General features: G+C 30.0%; 19 protein-coding genes. 5 read left to right on the forward strand and 14 right to left on the reverse strand.

Translation table 11 applies throughout. The annotated features are described in order from the left end of the window. Positions 1-80 precede the first annotated feature (80 nt). Complete coding sequence (locus JOP69_RS13995) at positions 81-1,439, forward strand: DEAD/DEAH box helicase (protein WP_203393176.1); 1,359 nt, start codon at positions 81-83, stop codon at positions 1,437-1,439. Further along, on the forward strand, positions 1,439-1,804 hold the full coding sequence (locus JOP69_RS14000) for a Na(+)-translocating NADH-quinone reductase subunit F (RefSeq protein ID WP_166387593.1): 366 nt from the start codon (positions 1,439-1,441) through the stop codon (positions 1,802-1,804). Before JOP69_RS13995 ends, JOP69_RS14000 begins: the two co-directional genes overlap by 1 nt. A gap of 75 nt (positions 1,805-1,879) precedes the next feature. Here the strand turns inward: JOP69_RS14000 and JOP69_RS14005 are convergent, their stop codons facing one another. From JOP69_RS14005 to JOP69_RS14015, 3 genes are all read right to left on the reverse strand, one after another. Further along, positions 1,880-2,770 (reverse strand): leucine-rich repeat domain-containing protein, encoded by an 891-nt coding sequence (locus tag JOP69_RS14005; protein ID WP_203393175.1) that lies wholly within the window; start codon positions 2,768-2,770, stop codon positions 1,880-1,882. Positions 2,771-2,988: 218 nt separating this feature from the next. After that, positions 2,989-3,708: a 3-ketoacyl-ACP reductase gene (locus JOP69_RS14010; RefSeq protein WP_203393174.1), complete on the reverse strand. Its 720-nt coding sequence runs from the start codon at positions 3,706-3,708 to the stop codon at positions 2,989-2,991. Between the two features lie 81 nt (positions 3,709-3,789). Continuing rightward, entirely contained in the window at positions 3,790-4,638 is an 849-nt protein-coding gene (locus JOP69_RS14015) for an OmpA family protein (RefSeq protein WP_203393173.1), read from the reverse strand. 142 nt (positions 4,639-4,780) lie between these two features. Between JOP69_RS14015 and JOP69_RS14020 the strand changes: the two genes are divergently transcribed. Beyond that, entirely contained in the window at positions 4,781-5,746 is a 966-nt protein-coding gene (locus JOP69_RS14020; RefSeq protein ID WP_249989030.1) for an FAD:protein FMN transferase, read from the forward strand. Between the two features lie 68 nt (positions 5,747-5,814). Then, on the forward strand, positions 5,815-6,951 hold the full coding sequence (locus JOP69_RS14025) for a hypothetical protein (protein WP_203393172.1): 1,137 nt from the start codon (positions 5,815-5,817) through the stop codon (positions 6,949-6,951). 179 nt (positions 6,952-7,130) lie between these two features. Here the strand turns inward: JOP69_RS14025 and JOP69_RS14030 are convergent, their stop codons facing one another. From JOP69_RS14030 to gpmI, 6 genes are read right to left on the reverse strand one after another with little or no spacing between them, the layout of a single operon-like run. Beyond that, positions 7,131-7,901 carry a class I SAM-dependent methyltransferase gene (locus JOP69_RS14030; protein WP_203393171.1) on the reverse strand — a complete coding sequence of 257 codons (771 nt, stop codon included), beginning with the start codon at positions 7,899-7,901 and terminating at the stop codon, positions 7,131-7,133. Positions 7,902-7,929: 28 nt separating this feature from the next. After that, positions 7,930-8,307, reverse strand: a complete 378-nt coding sequence (locus JOP69_RS14035) for a GxxExxY protein (protein WP_262501899.1) — start codon at positions 8,305-8,307, stop codon at positions 7,930-7,932. A gap of 59 nt (positions 8,308-8,366) precedes the next feature. Next, on the reverse strand, positions 8,367-9,170 hold the full coding sequence (gene map / locus JOP69_RS14040; RefSeq protein ID WP_203393170.1) for a type I methionyl aminopeptidase: 804 nt from the start codon (positions 9,168-9,170) through the stop codon (positions 8,367-8,369). Between the two features lie 56 nt (positions 9,171-9,226). Then, entirely contained in the window at positions 9,227-9,628 is a 402-nt protein-coding gene (locus tag JOP69_RS14045; protein WP_203393169.1) for a BT0820 family HAD-type phosphatase, read from the reverse strand. A gap of 3 nt (positions 9,629-9,631) precedes the next feature. Continuing rightward, positions 9,632-10,174: a thioredoxin family protein gene (locus tag JOP69_RS14050; protein ID WP_203393168.1), complete on the reverse strand. Its 543-nt coding sequence runs from the start codon at positions 10,172-10,174 to the stop codon at positions 9,632-9,634. A gap of 16 nt (positions 10,175-10,190) precedes the next feature. Then, entirely contained in the window at positions 10,191-11,708 is a 1,518-nt protein-coding gene (gene gpmI / locus JOP69_RS14055) for a 2,3-bisphosphoglycerate-independent phosphoglycerate mutase (protein WP_203393167.1), read from the reverse strand. Between the two features lie 415 nt (positions 11,709-12,123). Here gpmI and JOP69_RS14060 point away from each other — a divergent pair, with 415 nt between their 5' ends. Next, complete coding sequence (locus JOP69_RS14060) at positions 12,124-12,408, forward strand: rhodanese-like domain-containing protein (protein ID WP_203393166.1); 285 nt, start codon at positions 12,124-12,126, stop codon at positions 12,406-12,408. 71 nt (positions 12,409-12,479) lie between these two features. On the opposite strand, the gene JOP69_RS14065 is transcribed toward JOP69_RS14060, so the two are convergent. The 5 genes from JOP69_RS14065 to alaS all read right to left on the reverse strand — a co-directional run bounded on the left by JOP69_RS14065 (position 12,480) and on the right by alaS (position 19,909). Continuing rightward, positions 12,480-12,905: a hypothetical protein gene (locus JOP69_RS14065; RefSeq protein WP_203393165.1), complete on the reverse strand. Its 426-nt coding sequence runs from the start codon at positions 12,903-12,905 to the stop codon at positions 12,480-12,482. 106 nt (positions 12,906-13,011) lie between these two features. Beyond that, positions 13,012-13,959 carry a GSCFA domain-containing protein gene (locus JOP69_RS14070; RefSeq protein WP_203393164.1) on the reverse strand — a complete coding sequence of 316 codons (948 nt, stop codon included), beginning with the start codon at positions 13,957-13,959 and terminating at the stop codon, positions 13,012-13,014. Continuing rightward, positions 13,960-15,546 carry a DUF1501 domain-containing protein gene (locus JOP69_RS14075; RefSeq protein ID WP_203393163.1) on the reverse strand — a complete coding sequence of 529 codons (1,587 nt, stop codon included), beginning with the start codon at positions 15,544-15,546 and terminating at the stop codon, positions 13,960-13,962. A 1-nt stretch (position 15,547) separates the two neighbouring features. Further along, complete coding sequence (locus JOP69_RS14080; RefSeq protein WP_203393162.1) at positions 15,548-17,185, reverse strand: DUF1800 family protein; 1,638 nt, start codon at positions 17,183-17,185, stop codon at positions 15,548-15,550. A 105-nt stretch (positions 17,186-17,290) separates the two neighbouring features. After that, positions 17,291-19,909, reverse strand: a complete 2,619-nt coding sequence (gene alaS, locus JOP69_RS14085) for an alanine--tRNA ligase (RefSeq protein ID WP_203393161.1) — start codon at positions 19,907-19,909, stop codon at positions 17,291-17,293. Positions 19,910-19,960: the final 51 nt, after the last annotated feature.

The following is a 19,960-nucleotide window of genomic DNA, read 5'->3' on the forward strand; positions in this document are numbered from 1 at the left end:
CAAAATTACTAAATATTCTTAGTGAAAAGAGCTATTGTTTAGCGTTTTATAAAACGTACCTTTGCAGAAAAATATTAAGAATGACTTTTCAAGATTTAGGAATCTCTAATCAATTACAATATGCTGTTGACGATTTAGGCTTTGTAAGCCCGACGCCAATACAAGAACAAGCATTTTCTGTGGTTAGATCAGGGAAAGATGTTGTGGGAATTGCGCAAACAGGAACCGGAAAAACCTTTGCGTACATGTTGCCTATTTTGCAAGATTTAAAGTTTTCTAAACAACAACACCCAAGAGTTTTGGTGTTAGTACCAACGCGTGAGCTAGTTTTACAGGTGGTTGAACAGATAGAACAATTATCTAAATATATTAATACGCGTGTTTTAGGCGTGTATGGTGGTACAAACATCAACACCCAAAAACAAGCTATTTTACAAGGGCAAGACATTATTGTGGCGACTCCTGGTCGTTTATATGACTTGGCGTTGAGCAATGCTTTAAAGCTAAAATCTATTCAGAAATTAGTAATTGATGAAGTAGATGTGATGTTAGATTTAGGGTTCCGTTTTCAGTTGATGAATATCTTTGACGTGATCCCAGAAAGAAGACAAAATGTATTGTTTTCTGCGACGATGACGGAGGATGTAGATGCGTTAATTTACGATTTCTTTAAAAATCCAGAGAAAATATCTGTTGCCGTAAGTGGAACGCCACTAGATAATATTGAGCAAGTTTCTTATAATATTCCTAACTTTTTTACCAAAGTTAATTTGTTACACGAGCTTTTATCCGATAAAGAAACCTATAATAAAGTATTAATTTTTGTTGGTTTTAAAAGAACAGCAGATTTGTTATTTAAGCACTTACAAGAAGCGTTTAATGATGAAATGTGTTTAATACACTCTAATAAAACTCAGAATTACAGAATTCGTTCTATAAAACAGTTTGATGAAGGTAAAAACCGAATTTTACTAGCTACAGATGTAATGGCGCGTGGTTTAGATTTTGATAATGTTTCTCATGTTATCAATTTTGATACACCAGAATTTCCGGAAAACTATATGCACAGAATTGGTAGAACAGGTCGTGCAGAAAGAGCAGGGAAAACCATTCTTTTTTCTACGCCAAAAGAGCAAGAAACAAAGAAAAGTATAGAGGAGTTAATGAATTATGAAATTCCGGTTTTAGACTTACCAGAAGATGTTGAAATTTCTAAATTATTAACAGAAGATGAACGTCCGAAAGAAGATCAAGGGATTTCTAAGAACAGAACTTCTTTAGAGTATGTTCCAGGACCTGCGTTTCATGAAAAGAGCGAGAAAAATAGTCAAGTAAATTTAGGTGGTTCTTACAGACGAGAAATTGCTGCAAAATATAAGAAGCCTAAAACTAGAGGAGATAAAAACTACAACAAGCATAACAAGAAAAAGAAAAAATAATGCAGATTTTAACAGCACAAGAATTGCATAATTTGGCAATGAACATTGTTGGTAAGAAGCTTACAAAAATGGGGTATGAATTTCAGGCTATAAACAGTCAGTTAAAAAGACATCCCCAATTTGTGTTATTTAAAAAAGGAGAACCTACTATTTTTGTATTGGTAAAGGCGAGTAATAATATTCAAAACCCGAATGAATATGATACTATTTGGATGGAGACTTTTAAAAACCATGCAAAAAAACAAAATGCTAAAGTTTGGTTTGCAGGGGTAGGAATTGCCAACGCAGAAAGTGTGGAAAGTCCAGTTTTTAAAGATCAGCCTTATTACGAGGCTTTTGATGATTTTATAAAAATATTAGAATAGTATTTACCTTAAAAAAATGTACGAGAGTAATTAGTTTTCTAATTTTCTCTCGTACATTTATATATATACTTTTAGCTAGAATAAGATGTTAGCTTTTGGTAAACAACTTTTTAGGTTATCAATATCAGCATCGTCTAACATTCTATTTCCACTAAAATTAATTAGTCCATTAAAAGACGCTTCTAGGTTACAGAAAGATTTTATATCACTTATATCATTTAACCTTAGAGTAATTTCTTCTACTGATTTTAAGCTAGAAACAGCATTTATAGCGCTTATATTGCAATTAGTTAAATTTAATTTTTTAAGATTAGTTAACGTATTTAAAAAATCAAAATTATTTTTTAAATCATTAGATGTTAAGTTTAATGAGGTTAAATTAGTTAAGTCTTTAATGTCTGAGAAATCTTCGATTAAGCTTTCTTCTAAATCTAAATCGATAAGTTGTTTTAAGCCTTTAATTATAGAAAGATCGGCTACTTCAGAACGTAGTATTTTTAATGTTGTTAAATTAGCAAGTCCAATTAACGGTGTTAAATCATCAATACTAGAATAATTTAATTCAAGAGATTCTAATTTAGAAAGAGTCTCTAACGGTGTTAAATCTTTAACACTAAGTTTAATATCGCAGGTGTTTGTGATCTTTAAATGAATAAGATTTGTGAAATTTTCTATACCAGATAAAGTTGTTACGTCTCCATCGTTATCAAAATCATTACATACTACTAAATCTAAAGAATCTATAGCTTTTATATCACTGTAAGATATATCTTCCTTTGTTATTGTTAAAGCTTCTTTAATACTTTTTTTTAAGTTATTATCTTTAAATTGGATAATAAAATTATCTTCAGGAACATTAGTATCACTTGGAGGAGTGTCCATGCTTGTCTCATTTTCTGTACAAGACATAAATAGCATTATAAGTGCTAGTGGTAAAAAGGTTGCTACTTTTTTAAATTGAATCATATTTTATATTTTAAAGTGTTAAGTGGGTATAATAACGACCTTGTTTATAATTTATTCTGTAAGTTTTAAATAAAATAAATGTTTTTTTAATCTCTAAGAATCATATTCAACTATACTCTCTCTAAAATTAAAAACCACTCTGTTGAGTGGTTTTTAAATAGTATAAAAACTATTTTAAATTAAAATACAATCATTTTTTAATGATATTTTTTTATTTGTTATGGATTTGTAGACCATAAAGAAGCACCTTTAAGCATGGCTCTTCTTGGTAATTTTAATCCAGCTACAATTAACTCAGCAAAATCTTCTGGCTGTAAAACAGAGTCTTCAGAATCTTTGTTTGCAATACCTAGTTCTATAGACATATCAGAAGCAATTGTACTTGGTGTTAGTGTACAAACTCTAATGTTGTTTTTACGAACTTCTTTCATTAAAGATTCCGACATACCTATAACTGCAAATTTAGAGGCAGAATATGCAGATGTAGTTGCGTTTCCAGATAGTCCTGCAGTAGACGCTACATTAAAAATATCACCTTCATTTTTATCAATTAAATAAGGTAAAACTTCTTTTGTTACATGATACATTCCCATAACATTGGTTTGTATAATTTGAGTCCATTTGCTAACTTCCATGTCGTTTAAAGAACCAAAAGCAGCAATTCCAGCATTGTTTACTAAAATATCTACAGTACCTAAAGCATCTATAATGTTTTTGATTCCTGTTTTAACTTCTTCGTAAACACCAACATCAAATACTTCATAAATAGCATTTACGCCAAATGCTTTTAGTTCAGAAACAGTTTCTTTTAAAACGGTTTCATTTCTACCTGTTATTGCTACCTCTATTCCTTCTTTTGCAAAGGCTATTGCGGTTGCTTTTCCTAATCCTCTTCCACCACCTGTTATAATGGCTTTTTTGTTTTTTAAATTTTCCATTTTTAAATTTTTAATAAAGATTTTTTTAAACAAAAAACCATCTGAATTTCAGATGGTTTTTAACTATTTTTTCAAAAAGAATTATTTATCAGAATCTTGCTCTAATAAATCAAAGAATTGATTTAATTTAGGCATAATAATAATTTTTGTTCTTCTGTTTTTCGCTTTATTAGCACTAGAGTTGTTAGGCACTAATGGTATGTATTGGCTTCTACCTGCAGCAATTAATCTAGCTGGAACTACTCCAAATTTATATTGTAAAACTCTTGTTATAGAAGTTGCTCTTAACACAGATAAATCCCAGTTATCTTGAATTAAATTTCTTTTTATTGGTGTAGTATCTGTATGACCTTCAATCATAACTTCCATTTCTGGTTGGTCATTAATTACTTTTGCAATTTTTTCTAAAACAGAGTATGCGCTAGTATTTACATTATAACTTCCGCTTTTAAACAATAGTTTATCCGAAATAGAAATAAATACTACTGTTTTTTCTACGTTTACTTCGATGTCTTTATCTTGAATTCCGTTTGTTAAGTTTTTAGTTAAATGATACTTAATAGCAAGATTTAATGAATCTTTTTGAGTCATTGCTTTTCTAACACCATTAATGTATTTGTCTTTTTCACTTAACTGTGAAATAACATTTTTAATATTATCAGAAGAAGATTGCGTTAAAACAGTTAAGTTTTCTACTTGTTTTAAAGCTCCTTTTTTATCTTCTTTTAGCGTTTTTACTTGTTCTGATAACGAGAATGCCTTAGTAGATTCTTTTTCGTTTTCAATTAAACACTTTTGTAAATTAGCTTTTACATTTACTAATTCTGTTTTAGTTTTGTCATGTTCTGTTTGTAGCGTAACAAATTCTTTTTTAGAAACACAAGAACTCACTACGATAGCAGTTAATAATAAGAATGATATTTTTTTCATTGATAAGATATTTAATTCAGTTAACAAATTTAACAAATTGTAGCTATAAAAAGTACTATTAATGATATTTTATGAAAACTTTATGTTCTACTTTTGTATAAAGATTCTAAAGGTTATGATGTCAAAATATAAAATTATTCTTATGCTGTTTATAATGGTTTTTTTTTCTTGTTCTAAAGAAGATAAGACTAAAGACTTTACATTAAAGGGATATGTTTTTGGAACATCCTATAAAATAACGTATTTAAATGGTGCTAAGAACTATCAAAAATCTATTGATAGTTTGTTTTTTTTAATGAACAAATCCTTATCAACTTATATCTCTAGCTCAGATATTTCTAGAATTAATAGAGGAGATTCTACGGTTGTTGTGGACGATTTATTTTTAGAAGTTTTTATGAAATCTAAAAGAATTTATAAAGAAACCGATGGTTATTTTGATCCAACTGTTGGAAATCTTGTAAATGCTTGGGGTTTTGGTCCTAAAAAAGAAAAAATAAATTTAACTAAAGATCAGGTAAAAGAAGAAATGCAATATGTTGGTTTAGATAAAGTAACTATTGTTGATGGTAAGGTTAAAAAACAAGATGCTCATATTTATTTAGATTTTAATTCTATAGCCAAAGGATTTGGAATTGATGAGGTAGCTCGTTTTTTTAATAGTAAAAATATTTCTAATTATTTAATAGAAATCGGTGGCGAAATACGTGCTAAAGGCATAAAAAAAGAAAACCACCCTTGGGTTATAAAGTTAGTCAATCCTATTAAAAAAGATAGTATAAAAGGGTATAGAAATATAAACTTATCTAATAAATCGATGGCTACTTCTGGTAATTATAGAAAATTTAGAGTTACCAAAGATGGACAAAAATATGTGCATACAGTAAATCCTAAAACAGGTTATGCAATAGAAAGTAATTTGTTAAGTGCGTCCGTAATAGCTAGTTTAGATTGTGCTGATACAGATGCTTATGCTACCTCTTTTATGGCAATGGGGCTTAATAAGGCAAAAGAATTTTTAAACAACCATAAAAATATAGATGCTATTTTATTGTATATGGATAAGAATGGTGTTTTAAAGGAATATAAGACAAATGCTTACTGGTAGTTAGGCTTTTACCTTCTGTTTTTGTTATATTGCATTTTAATTTATAACTTAGAATAATTGGTATTGCTATGAAAAAATTACTTCTTATACTTTTATGCTTAATTTCTTTTGCACTTACTAATGCTCAGTCTAATAAAGACATTGCTGGTGTGTATATAAAAAGAGCAAAGGAAGCTATAGAAACAAGTATTAATTACAAAGGGGCTTTGGTTCAATTTGAAAAAGCATTGAAGTATGTTGATACTATAACAGAAAGTGATTTAGCCACTCTAGCTTCATTAATCTATTATGAAAATCATTTATATCAGGAGACGGATAAAGAAAAACTAGATTTTTTAAAAAAGTCAGAAACTTACAATAAACAATACTTTTTACTTACTACAAATAAAGCTTCAGAAGAATATACGAATAACTTAGAGAATCTTATTTTAATTCAGGAAACAATTGAAGAGTTAGAAGCAAAGATGAAAAAGGAAGAATATGAGCGTATCAAGAAAGAAAAGGAGCACCAAAAAATAGACTCCTTAAAAATGTTTTGGAAGAAAAAGTCTGAATCGTTGTCTTTAAAAGTAGATAGTATTTATCGTTTTAATGCGAATAATGTTGCGTTATATTCGAAAGATGGAAATTTTGGAGTTGTAGATGATATGGGGAGAATTATTGTAGAAGCTACAGATTTTAAAGATGCAATTAGTTCTGAGGGTTTTATCCTTTTAAAAAATAAAAAAGAGGAAGCTAGTAAAATTTACTGTTTTAATACAAATGATAAAAAAGGTTTTCTTTTGCCAAATGTGTCAGAGTTTAATTCCCTTGCCACACATTATGGTCAGGTAATGTTGCCAAGAGGAAATGGAAGATTGGTTACTTACCCAAATAACTCTTTTGAACCAATGGTTTATGACTTAAATGTGAAAAAAATTGTTAGAATTTCTAATGAAACGGAACTCTTAAAAACCTTAAAAAGGGAAGATGTAATAGATAAATATAATAAAGATGGAGAAGTTAAAATAAACAAAGAATGGTATGATTTTGGAGGTCATTTAGGAGGGCGAATGCATCCATTATATTTTGATGGGAACCATAATGTACATTCTTTTTTATGTTCTACTAATAAAAAAATATTAAGTTCAGATGGTGGTTATGAGTATGTTGGTGCTTTTTATGAAGAAAAGTTTCAGGCAATTAAAAAAGGTAAAGTTATTTAGATAAACCAAGAAGGAGCTAAAGTAAGTGTTGCTAAAGATGCTTATGAGAAATATGTAGGAGATTCTAAAGTAGTGAAATTAGAGGGAGGAAAATACCAAATTTCTAGAAATAATGTAATTGTTATGGGAGATGAAGAGTTAGAGAAGTTGGGTGAGTTTTTAAGAAAAAATAAAGACAATTAATCTTTATAGCATACGGGGAGAATTTCTCCTTTCATTAAACAAAATCGTTCTAGTTTTTCTGGAGCGATTTTTTTTGTGTAATCAATTTCCTCAACTTTAAAACCTATAGAACGTAACTTGTTAAAATAATCTCTACCGTACACTCTTACATGATCATATTGTCCAAAAATCTCAGCACGCTTTTTTTTGTCTGTGATAGAATCATCTTCAAACGTTTTTTCTCTTGATAAATCTTGCGGAATCTGAAATATACCAAATCCACCTTTTTTCATTACTCTAAAAAGTTCTTGCATTGCCTTGGTGTCGTCTGTAATGTGTTCTAAGACATGATTACAGAAAACAACATCAAACGAGTTGTCATCAAAAGGTAAGTCGCAAATATCTGCTTTAACATCTGCAATTGGAGATTCTAAATCTGAAGTGGTATAAGTTAAGTTTTTTTGTTTTCTAAAAATATCTAAAAAACATTGTTCTGGCGCAATGTGTAAGGTTTTTAGTTTTTTGGTTGATGTAAAAAAGTCTGTCTCATCTCTTAAAAATAACCACATTAATCGATGTCTTTCTAAAGATAGGGTAGAAGGAGAAAGTGCGTTTTCTCGTTGCTTACCGTATCCGTAAGGTAAAAACTTACGAAAACTCTTACCATCTATAGGATCCGTAAATTTATCGCCCTTTAAAGAAAAAGCAATAATTGGCCTTACTAGATAACTAGCTTTTATTAACCAAGGTCTTGGGATGGTATTTAGAATGGATTTAAAAATAGACACGAATTACACGGATTACACAAAATGAGAGTTATAAAATTACTCTTTTGTAGGTTAAACTATCTTCACCAAAATTAACTAATAAGCCTAGTTTTATTTTTGATGCAGCTAAATAATTAAGAGTTTGTTTTATATGGCTGTTTGTTAAACATTCAATTGCTTTAATTTCAAGTATTATTTTATTATCGATAACAAAATCAGCAAAATAATAATGAGACAATTTTTCTCCTTTATATAATATTTGAAATTTTACTTCCCTTTGATATAAAATTCCACGTCTTTTAAATTCAATTTCTAAAGCATCACCATAAATAATTTCACTAAAACCTTTTCCTAATTCTTTATGAACTTCCATGCAGGAACCAATAATGTTATATGATTCCTGTTTATGTAGAAGTTCAGATTTCAATTTTTTTGGTGAAATTAAAGTTTATTTTTTAGTGACAATTAGTGAAATTAGTGTCTGTTTTATTGTCTGAATTCGTCTTCCTCATCGGTAACAATCCCTAATACGTCATGTACATATTTAAATGTAGAAAGAAGTTCTGGTTTTCCGTTAACAATAGCAACATCATGCTCAAAGTGGGCAGAAGGTTTGTTGTCTAAAGTTGTAATTGTCCAGCCATCAGAATGTTGTCTAATTTTATGAGTACCTAAGTTTGTCATTGGTTCTATGGCAACTACCATTCCTTCTGCAAACTTTTTACCTCTACCTCTTTTTCCGTAGTTAGGCATTTCTGGATCTTCGTGCATTTCTCTTCCTAAACCATGTCCTACTAGTTCTCTTACAACTCCATAGCCATGATCTTCAGAAAATTTTTGAATAGCATAACCTACATCACCAACTCTGTTACCTGCTTTAAATTCACGAATACCTACATATAAACTAGCTCTTGTTACATCTAGTAGTTTTCTTGTAGCCGGTTCAATCTCTCCAACGGCAAAAGTATAGGCATGATCTCCGTGAAAACCATTTTTATATGCGCCACAATCTATAGAAATAATATCGCCTTCTATTAGTGGGTTTTTATTTGGAATACCGTGTACTACTTGAGAATTAGGACTCATACAAAGTGAATTTGGAAAATCATATAAGCCTAAGAAACCAGGTACAGCACCTTCAGATCTAATAAAGTCTTCTGCAAGTTTGTCTAAATATAAAGTAGAAACTCCAGGTTTTACTTCTTTTGCAAGCATACCTAATGTTTTAGAAACGATTAGGGCACTTTCGCGCAACAATTCTATCTCTTCTCTTGTTTTTATCTTAATCATTTTAAATAAATTGAAAGACAAATTTACTACATTTTAGGTAAAATAGGAGGGTTTGTCTATTTGAAAAAAGAGAAAAATCCTTTTTTCTTTTTTTCAGGTGGCTCGTAGTTAAAAATAGCTTTGTGTATTTCTGTCCACCCTAAAAAACCACCAACATTTCTATCATCTATAAATAAATCGGCATGAATTTTACGGCTGTGTTTTTCATCATATTCCTCTTCTGGGAAATTCTTATTTATGGCATAAAATTCAATATTATTTTCTTTGCAGAAAGCAACAGCTTCATCTAATCTTTTACCATGTCTGTAGGTCCATAAAATTAATCTATGACCTTGAGACTGTAGTTTCTTTAAGGTATGAAAAGCAAAAATTATTTCTTCACCAATTTTAGGATACGCATCTTCTACAATGGTACCATCAAAATCTACAGCAATAATTAAAGGGTTTGTTGGTAGCATTTATTATTTTTGGTAAGAATGTTTGTATGCTTTTCCTGAAACAATTTTTAAGATGTCTTTTTCTAAAGTTTCTCGAGCATATTCAACAAATCTACCAATTTCTTTTCCTTCTTTATAAAAGATAAAAGTTGGTACTCTTTTAATGTCTAAACCTTCTTGTAAGTTATCTGGTGTTTTTTTACTTCTGTTTACAGTAACTAATTCAAAATTATTTAAATTAAAATCTGCTTGTTCTAAAATTTTGTATAAATGCGGGGTTTCTCTTTTACTATCTCCACACCAAGTCCCCATAAAACCTTTAATTTTAACTCCTTTTAATTCCTTTTTAAGGGATGTAATAGTGGTTGCGTCTGGAGTGTATGTATCAAACTTTTGATTAAACCAAGTGCTGTATGGGGTTTGTTGAAAAGACTCTTTGTTAGCTAATCCAATTAAATCGCCACTTTGATTCTTTGTTGCGGTTACTTTTTGAGTTTTAATTACTTTCTGTTGTACGTTACAAGATGATAGTATTACTACAAAAGCTAATATAAAAAGTCTTTTCATTTTTTTTTAAATATGATTATAATAAAGAATGTTGTGTCATTTCTTTTGGTTGTGCTACATCCATTAAATCTAAGATTGTAGGAGCAATATCACCTAAAACACCACTCTTTACAGACTTAATTTCTTTATCAATTAAAATAAAAGGAACTGGGTTTGTAGTGTGTGCTGTATGAGGAGATCCATCAGGATTCATCATGGTTTCACAGTTACCGTGATCTGCAATTAATAAAATAGAATATCCATTATCTAAACCAGTTTCTATAACTTCTTTAGCACAAATATCTACAGCTTCACAAGCTTTAATAGCAGCGTCCATCATTCCGGTATGACCAACCATATCTCCATTAGCAAAGTTTAAGCAAACAAAATCTGCTTCACCTTTCTTTAAATCTATACACAAAGCATCTTTTAATTCGTATGCAGACATTTCTGGTTTTAGATCATAGGTAGCTACTTTTGGCGAATTTCTTAAAATTCTAGATTCTCCTTCAAACGGAGTCTCTTGTCCTCCTGAAAAGAAAAAAGTAACGTGTGGATATTTTTCTGTCTCTGCAATTCGAATCTGTTTTTTACCTGCATTAGATAAAACTTCACCTAACGTATTTTTAATATTATCGGTATTATAGATCACGTTAATTCCTTTAAAACTTGCATCATATAAAGTGATGGTTGTGTAATAAAGGTCTAATTTTTTCATTCCAAATTCTGGGAAATCATTTTGAGACAAAGCATTTGTCAATTCTCTACCTCTATCTGTTCTGTAGTTAAAGAAAAGTACAACATCACCTTCTTTAATTTGAGCTTTCGGAGAACCATCTTCATTTGTTACAATGATTGGTTTGTGAAACTCATCTGTGATACCTGCTTCGTAATTTGCGTTTATAGTATCAATAACATTTGTTGTTTTGGTACCAACTGCATTTACCACACCATCGTACGCTTCTTTTACACGTTCCCAACGGTTATCTCTATCCATAGCATAATAACGACCTGTTACAGTTGCTATTTCACCAGTGCTTTTGTCCATGTGTTCTTGCACTTCTTTTAAGAAATAAGGAGCAGATTTTGGATCGCAATCTCTACCATCTGTAAATGCGTGTAAATACACATTATCTACTTCATTTTCTTTAGCAACATCTAATAATCCTTTTAAGTGATTAATATGTGCATGAATTCCTCCATTAGAAACTAGTCCTAATAAATGAACGTCTTTATTATTTTCTTTAGCATATTTAAAAGTATCTAATAATACCTTTTCTTTACCTAAAGTATTTTCTTTTACAGCTTTATTGATACGCGCTAAATTCTGATACACAATTCTACCAGCACCCAAATTCATATGTCCTACTTCAGAATTACCCATTTGTCCTTCAGGTAAACCTACATGTTCTCCATCTGTTCTTAATTGAGCGTTTGGATACTTGTCATATAAACTATTAATAAAAGGTGTTTTTGCGTTGTAAATAGCAGATACTTTAGGGTCTTGCGTAATTCCCCAACCATCCAAAATCATAAGGATAACTTTCTTGTTCATTGTCTTAAAATTGAAAAGTAAAATTAAGGAAAATTTCATTGTTTTTATTGATTTTCTCGTTTTTTTACGAAACCGATAACGTAAATGAACGTTAAAATAAACAACAATTATATTGCTTTAATAAGGAGTGTTATAAGGATAAGGGGAGAAACATTCTTTTGCAAATAAAAAAATAATAGAAATTTTTAATCAGTTAAAAACTCAATTTCAATTGGATTGGTTATTGACTTTAGAATTATATGAAGTAGCTTTGCAAAATAATCTTTCTATTCTTTAGACCATTTTAGAAAGATTAGAAGAGTTAAAATGTAACAAAAGCTACACAAACCTAATTGAAAATGGATTAGTTTTGTGCTAAGTTTAATATTAAAATAAAAACAACATGGGTCTATTTGACATGTTTAAAAGAAAAGATATGAGTGCAGAAATTAAAGAATACTTAGAAAAAGGAGCTATAATTCTAGATGTAAGAACAAAAGAGGAGTGGGATGAAGGACATACAGCAGGTGCAAAACATGTGGTTTTAACTGTTATTCCTTTAGAAATTGATAAAATTAAAGCTTGGAACAAACCAGTAATTGCTGTTTGTAGAAGTGGAGCAAGAAGTGGGCAAGCTACTCAGTTTTTAGCTAAAAATGGAGTAGATGTAATTAATGGAGGACCTTGGCAAAACGTAGATCAACACGTTTCTGATAAATAAACTTTAGATAATCGATTCATACCGATTATTTATTTTTGTATTATAAATAAAATAGAATTGTAACTAATTTGTTATGATTCTATTTTTTTGTAAAAAACGGAGTGATTTTTTCTTCTACTAAACCCCATTTTTCTATGTCTTTGTAGTCTAATGTATACTTTTAAAGAGTGGGATAGTTTTCTTATGACAGCAAATGTTCCGCCAAGTATTGAGCCAACAAAGGCTCCCATTGTAATTGGATTAAAATCATGACCAGTAATAAGATATTTTAGGTAGAAAATAGTAATTCCTATAGCAATAGAAACAAGAAATACCTTTAGTTTAGATTTTGTTAAAAGCGCATAAGTACCGCAAAAAAGTCCTGTTATTACTGAGGTTATAGTAATTTTTGTTAGAATTAGTTCTAATGCACTAATTTCATCTGTAACAAAAATTGATGTTACAAACATACCTATTAAAAGTCCTGAAGTTATTCCAATTAATACTTTTTTCATCATTTAGGGGATAATGTTATTTATTATAAAGATACATTTTTTAAATTAAATATACTTTTTAAGTGTAATTTTTTTTTAAAGTAAATAGTAGTTAATTATTTAGGTATTTTTAAAAAGTGATAAAAGAGAATTGAGTATTTAACTTGTCTTTTTTAACTTCTAAATTTTTTAAAAACTGTTGATGTTGTATGGAATTTGGATTAAAAGGTCTATGAGAAATTCCTTTTTGAATTATTTCTACCTCTTTCATTATTAAAGTAGCCTCTTCAGAAAACCAAGTAGCAACAAATTTTTCCCAAATATAATTAATGGCAGTTTTGTTGGGGTGTACCATGTCTTCTGCATAAAAACGATAATCTCTTAATTCGTCCATCATTATTTCATAAGAAGGAAAATAAGAGACGTTATCTTCATTAAGTATATTGTGTATGGCAGTAATTAAATGTGCTTTACTTTGAGTGTTCTCTACAAAACCGTCTTTTAAATGCCTTACAGGAGAAACCGTAAAAAGTACATGTATATCTTTATTAATAGCTTTTAAAAGTACAATTATAGCCTCTAAACTTTCCGTAATTTCATCAACTGAAAGTAATTCTTTTAAAAATTTTTTCTGTGGAATTTTATGACAATTTGCAACAATTTTATCTGTTTCAATAAAACGATATACCCAAGCAGTGCCTAGAGTAATTATAATATGTGTTGCTTCCTCTAATTCTTTTTTTGTTGATGAAATTACAGCGTTTAAGTTGTTTAAAATCTCATCTTTATTAGTAGTGCTTAAACTAGAATGAGCATCAAAACTATGCCAACGTTCATTTTGGAAGATTAAATCCGTTTCTGTGTATTCTTTTTCATTTATAGCATTTGTAATTAAATTTTCAATTGCTTTTGGGTGAAATAGAATTCCGAATGGATTTTGGTTAGATTGAAATTTAAAATAATTGAGTTTATTTCCAATATTTTCTGAAAAACAAGAGCCCAAAAGAATCAATTTAGATTCAAAGCAGACTAAATTATTTGATGCTTTTTTTAATGGGATTTTTGTTTGTAGATTCATTTAATATTTCAATAATTTTTTAGTTTTAGAAATGCCTTTAGATTGATAATGTATAAAGTAATTTCCTTTAGGTAAATTATGAACATCAACTTTTAAATTATGCTGTATAGAACTATATTTTTCGCTTGTAATTTGTTTTACAACGGCACCAATACTATTGTATAAAGTAATTTTTACGATTTCGTTATTTCCTAAAAATTTAATATTAACCGAATCAATTGTAGGGTTTGGATACACAGAGATCTCTAATTCTTTTAATAAAAAATCATCACTAGAAAGTGAAGCAGAACAACCTTTTTTAAATATAGGAAGTGCATCAAACTCATTAAATAAAACGGAGGTAGATTCTTGTTTAGTAGCACCTAGCCAATCTGTTAAAATTGTACTATAGATGTTTCTAAAGTCGTATTGCATTTGTACTGATTCTTTTTCGTCTACTTTAGTGTCAATTTCTGGGGCATCACCCAAAACTTGGTTCTTAGCACAAGTTCCAAATAAAAATAAAGGAGCAGCAGCACCGTGATCTGTCCCTAAACTATTATTGGAGCGAATTTTTCTTCCAAATTCAGAATACGTCATTCCAACTACTTTCTGATCAATATTTAGTAATTCTAAATCTTCTTGAAAAGCCGCTATGGCATCAGATAATTCCTTTAATAATCGACTATGAATTCCTTCTGTAACATTTCCTCCTTCAACTTGATTGTTATGAGTATCAAAGCCACCTAATTGTACAATGTATACTTTTGATTTTAATCCGCCAGAAATTAGTTTTGCAACATTTTTTAATTTTCCTGCTAACTTAGTGTTGTTAGTATTTTCGTATTTGGTTGATAAATTATTACCTGATTCAGATGCGTTTTTAACGATATCTGCATAGGCATTTGTTTGTGAAATTGTATTATTAATGTAATTTAAAGAATCTCCGTAACAATTAGAAGAAATCTCCCCTGTACTAGATAATAAAGCAGTTCCTGGGTTATTAGGATCTGATACTGCCATAGAAAAATTAGCGGATTTTCCTTGGCAAGTTTCTGATACTACTTTTCCGATAGTAATTGCAAATGGGTGTGGATGATCTTTATTTGGATAGTTTACTGGGTATTCAGAGTTTTCTTCACCAAAAAAACGTCCAAGCCAACCAGAAGTAATGTTTTCATTAGAACTGGACGCAGAATTCCAAATATCAGTAGATCTAAAGTGAGATCCATTTTGATTCGGATATCCAACATTCTGGATAATAGATAACTTTTCATGATCCCAGATTTCTTTTAGACCAGCTAAAGAAGGATGAAGGGCTACGCCATTATCTAGACTTAATAAATTAGCTTCTGGTACTATAATGTTAGAACGTACGCTCTGTAAATTATCATATTGATTATTATTAAAAACGGTGTTTAAGCCATCATTACCTCCCTGTAATTGTATTAAAACCAATATATTTTCATTGTCTTCTAGAAATTGGAAGTCTTTGGGTTTTTCACTTGCAAATAACGGAAAACCACTTAGTGCAATTGGTAAAGAAGCAGTAGCTAATGTACTTAATTTTAAAAAATCTCTTCTATTTAGTTTTTTTGACTTCTTCATATTACATTATTTGAAATTCAGACATTTGTACCATCATTGCAATTAAATTTCTAAGTTTGTTTTCTACAGAAATTCGTATACCTTCATTTGAAGAGTTCTTTAAAAAATTAGTATATTCTACTTTCCATTCATAATCTGGTAAACCAGGAATTAAGATGTCTTTTAAATCATCAATTTGATTTTGTGAGATAGGGTAATTGAATAACTGATTAGATAATTCTGTTATTAAAATGTTTGGATCTTCAGAATTTGTTATTTCAGAAGCAATTTGTAGAACAGGAACTAAAGGAGCAATGGTATATGATTTATACGGATTATCTATAAGTAAATCTCCACCCGTTACCATTAATCTGCAAAAATCTAATCTTTTAGGTAGTAGATAACTGTTTATCCAAATTTTATCAAATAATGGTTCTTGGTAATAAGCTTTCCAACCAGCCACATTTGGATGATGAAATATTGACTGATTTAAATCTGTACAAGTATTATATAATAATAGGGCATAATTATATTCTTCATTAACAGAAGTTGTTGGAGCAGAAACTTGTAATGATTTTGTAACGGAAAACATTAAATCTATAGGACTTTTTATCATACAGAAGGTGTTTTCGAAGAAATGATCTGATGCTAATAGTGTTTTTAAAGCAGGTACAATATCGTAATTATTGTTTCTTACAATTTTAGATAAAGGTTCAATTATATTAATTTCAATATCTGCAGTTATTTCAGGTCTTACAAACCATTTGTAGAGTTTTCTAGTAATGAATCTTGAGCATTCATCTTGTTTAAATATGGTATCAATTAAATCCTTATATTCATTTTCTCCGTTTTCTAAAATTATAGCATCATTAAATCTGTGTGATAAAATTTTATCTCCTTGTGTATGCCGATGATCTCTGAAATAAGGTTTTAAGGGATCTGAATCAAGTAAAGATGTAATACTCCATCCTGTTAGTACTTTTGCGATGGCCACAACATCATCTTCTGTATAATTTGTATAATCTCCATTACCAACGGCTTTTCCTTTTCCAATCGTAAAAAGTTCTAATAATTCTCTTGCATAGTTTTCATTTGGAGCAATCGCTGAGTTGAAAGCATTACTCAAGTATTGCATCATGGTTGGATTTACCGTTACTTGCTTTACCAATTCTTTAAAGTTCTTTAAAGAATTTTCTCGTAATAGGTTTGTATAAACGAACTCTCTGTGTGGATTGTCATGTTGAGCTACAAAGTGGTTGTGCCAAAATAATGTGAGTTTTTCCTTAATAGACATTTCTTCATTTTGCATTTGTAGAAAAGACCAAGCATACATAGAGTTTTTTCTAGAAGCGAAAATCTTTTCTCTATTTCCACCACTAGGTATGTCTACGGGGTATGGAGGTGCATTTACCCAGCTTTCTTCATATTTTGCACCAGGATCCTCTATTTCATCATTACTACCAGGTTTTCCGTCATATTGATATTTTAATGGAAGGCCTGGTAGTGGGGTTTCTTTAAATAAGGTATTGATAGTTTCCAATAAACCTAATGAAACCGAGGACGTAACTAATTTTTGTGTTACACCGAACGAGGATCTTTTTAATAAATGACTTGCTTGTTTTGTGGTCCAATTACCAGAATAAGTATCTAAATGGGGCATAGTTTAGATTAATAGATGAAAATAATTATAATTTTTCAAATTTATAACTTTTTTTGAGTAACTGTAGCAATATCAATAACTTAAATTTAAAAATAAGTATTATGCTTATACTAGATAATTTTTAGCTTTTTCTAAAGCCTTCGGAATTCCACCAGGGTTTTTACCTCCGGCTGTTGCAAAGAAATTTTGTCCACCACCACCACCGTGTATTAATTTTCCTAATTCTCTTACTACCTTACCAGCATCATAGCCACGTTCAATAGCCAGTTCTTTAGAAATGTAACACGTTAACATAGCTTTGTCTTTTGCTGCAGAAGAAGCAAAGAATAAGAATGCATTTTTATGTTCTTTTCCTATTTCAAAAGCAAGATTTTTAATTCCGTTTTGGTCTAAGTCTACTTTTGTAGCTAAAAACTGTACGCCATTAATTTCTTGTATTTGATTTTTTAATTCGCCAGATAAATTCTGAGCTTTATCTTTTAATAATTGTTCTATTTGTTTCTGTAAAGCAGTATTTTCATTTTGCAATTTCTGAACAGCTTTTACAGGTTCTTTAGTGTTATTTAATAAATCTTTAATTTCGAAAAGAGCTTTATTATTTTCAAAATAAAAATCTTTTACAGCATCATTCGTTATCGCTTCTATTCTTCTAATTCCAGAAGCTACGGCACCTTCAGATTTAATTTTAAAATGCCAAATATCACTGGTGTTTTTTACGTGTGTTCCACCACAAAGTTCAATTGATTTACCAAATTTTATAGCTCTAACAGTATCTCCATATTTTTCTCCGAATAAAGCCATAGCACCATCTGCAATTGCTTTTTCCATAGTAATATTTCTACTTTCCTCTAACGGAAGTTTTCCCTCAATTCTTCTGTTTACAAAATTTTCTACTTCGCGTAATTCTTCCGCGGTTAATTTAGAAAAATGAGAAAAATCGAAACGTAAATATTTAGAATGTACAGCAGAACCTTTTTGCTCTACATGCGTTCCTAAGACTTCTCTTAGTGCTTGGTGTAATAAGTGAGTAGCTGTGTGATTAGATTCTGTTTTAGATCGTTGTTTTTTATCAACTACAGCTTTAAAAAGACCCTTAATGTCTTTGGGTAAATTTTTAGTAAAATGAATAATAACGTTATTTTCTTTTTTAGTATCTAGAATATAAATAACATCTCCTCGAGTATCTTCTAAATATCCTTTATCTCCAACTTGTCCTCCACCTTCAGGGTAAAAAGGTGTTAAGTTAAATACTAATTGATACATTTCACCATCTTTTTTAGAAGTTACTTTTCTGTATCTTGTAATTTTTACATTTGCTTCTAAGGCATCATAACCAATAAATTCTTCTATAGAATCATCAACCAAGATGGTCCAATCATCTGTAGACATTTCGCTAGCAGCTCTAGATCTTGTTTTTTGTTTTTGAAGTTCAGTTTCAAACCCTTTCTCATCTAAAGTGAATCCTTTTTCAGAAAGAATTAAAGATGTTAAATCGATTGGAAAACCATAAGTATCATACAATTCAAAAGCCTTATCACCAGAAACTTCTTTACCAGAAGTGTTTTCTATAATTCTATCTAATAAAAGTAAACCTTGATCTAAAGTTCTTAAAAAAGAAGTTTCTTCTTCCTTAATTACGTTTTCTATTAGTTGTTTTTGTGCTTTTAATTCAGGGAAAGCATCTCCCATTTTTTTACTTAAAACATCTACTAATCTATAAATAAAAGGCTCTTTTTTGTTTAAGAATGTAAAACCGTAGCGCACGGCACGCCTTAAAATTCTTCTAATTACGTAACCAGCACCAGTATTACTTGGTAATTGCCCGTCTGCAATAGAAAATGCAACAGCTCTAACGTGGTCAGATATTACACGAATAGCAATATCTTGTTCTAAGTTTTTACCATATTTTACATCAGTAATCATTTCGATTTCTCTAATAATCGGTGTAAAAACATCTGTATCGTAATTAGATTTTACGTTTTGCATCACCATACATAAACGTTCAAATCCCATTCCTGTATCAATATGTTTGTTTGGTAAATCTACTAAAGAACCATTTGCTTTTCTATTGTATTGCATAAAAACAAGGTTCCAAATTTCAACTACTTGAGGATGATCTTCATTAATTAAAGTTTTACCATCCACTTTCGCTTTTTCTTCTGCAGAACGAATATCTACATGAATTTCAGAACACGGTCCGCAAGGTCCTTGCTCTCCCATTTCCCAGAAATTATCTTTTTTATTTCCTTTTAAAATACGGTCTTCAGTAATAAATTGTTTCCAAATATCAAATGCTTCGGTATCCATTTTTAGATTATCAGCATCATCAGATCCTTCAAAAACGGTTACATATAAAATATCTTTATCAATTTTGTAAACTTCGGTTAATAACTCCCAAGCCCAAGCAATTGCCTCTTTCTTAAAATAATCGCCAAAAGACCAGTTTCCTAACATTTCGAACAAAGTGTGGTGATAGGTATCATATCCTACTTCTTCTAAATCGTTATGTTTACCAGAAACACGTAAACATTTTTGAGAATCAGACATTCTATTCTTTTTAGGAACTCCATTTCCTAAGAAATATTCTTTAAAAGGCGCCATCCCAGAATTTACGAACATTAAAGTTGGGTCGTCCTTGGTTACCATTGGTGCAGAAGGAACAATTAAGTGTGCTTTTTCTTGGAAAAAATTTAAAAAAGTAGCGCGGATATCTTGTGATTTCATATAAAAGAAGTTTCCAACAAGTTGGATTATGTTAAATTATTTTTAAAATAA

The sequence above is a fragment of the Polaribacter sp. Q13 genome (assembly GCF_016858305.2).
GTDB lineage: Bacteria > Bacteroidota > Bacteroidia > Flavobacteriales > Flavobacteriaceae > Polaribacter.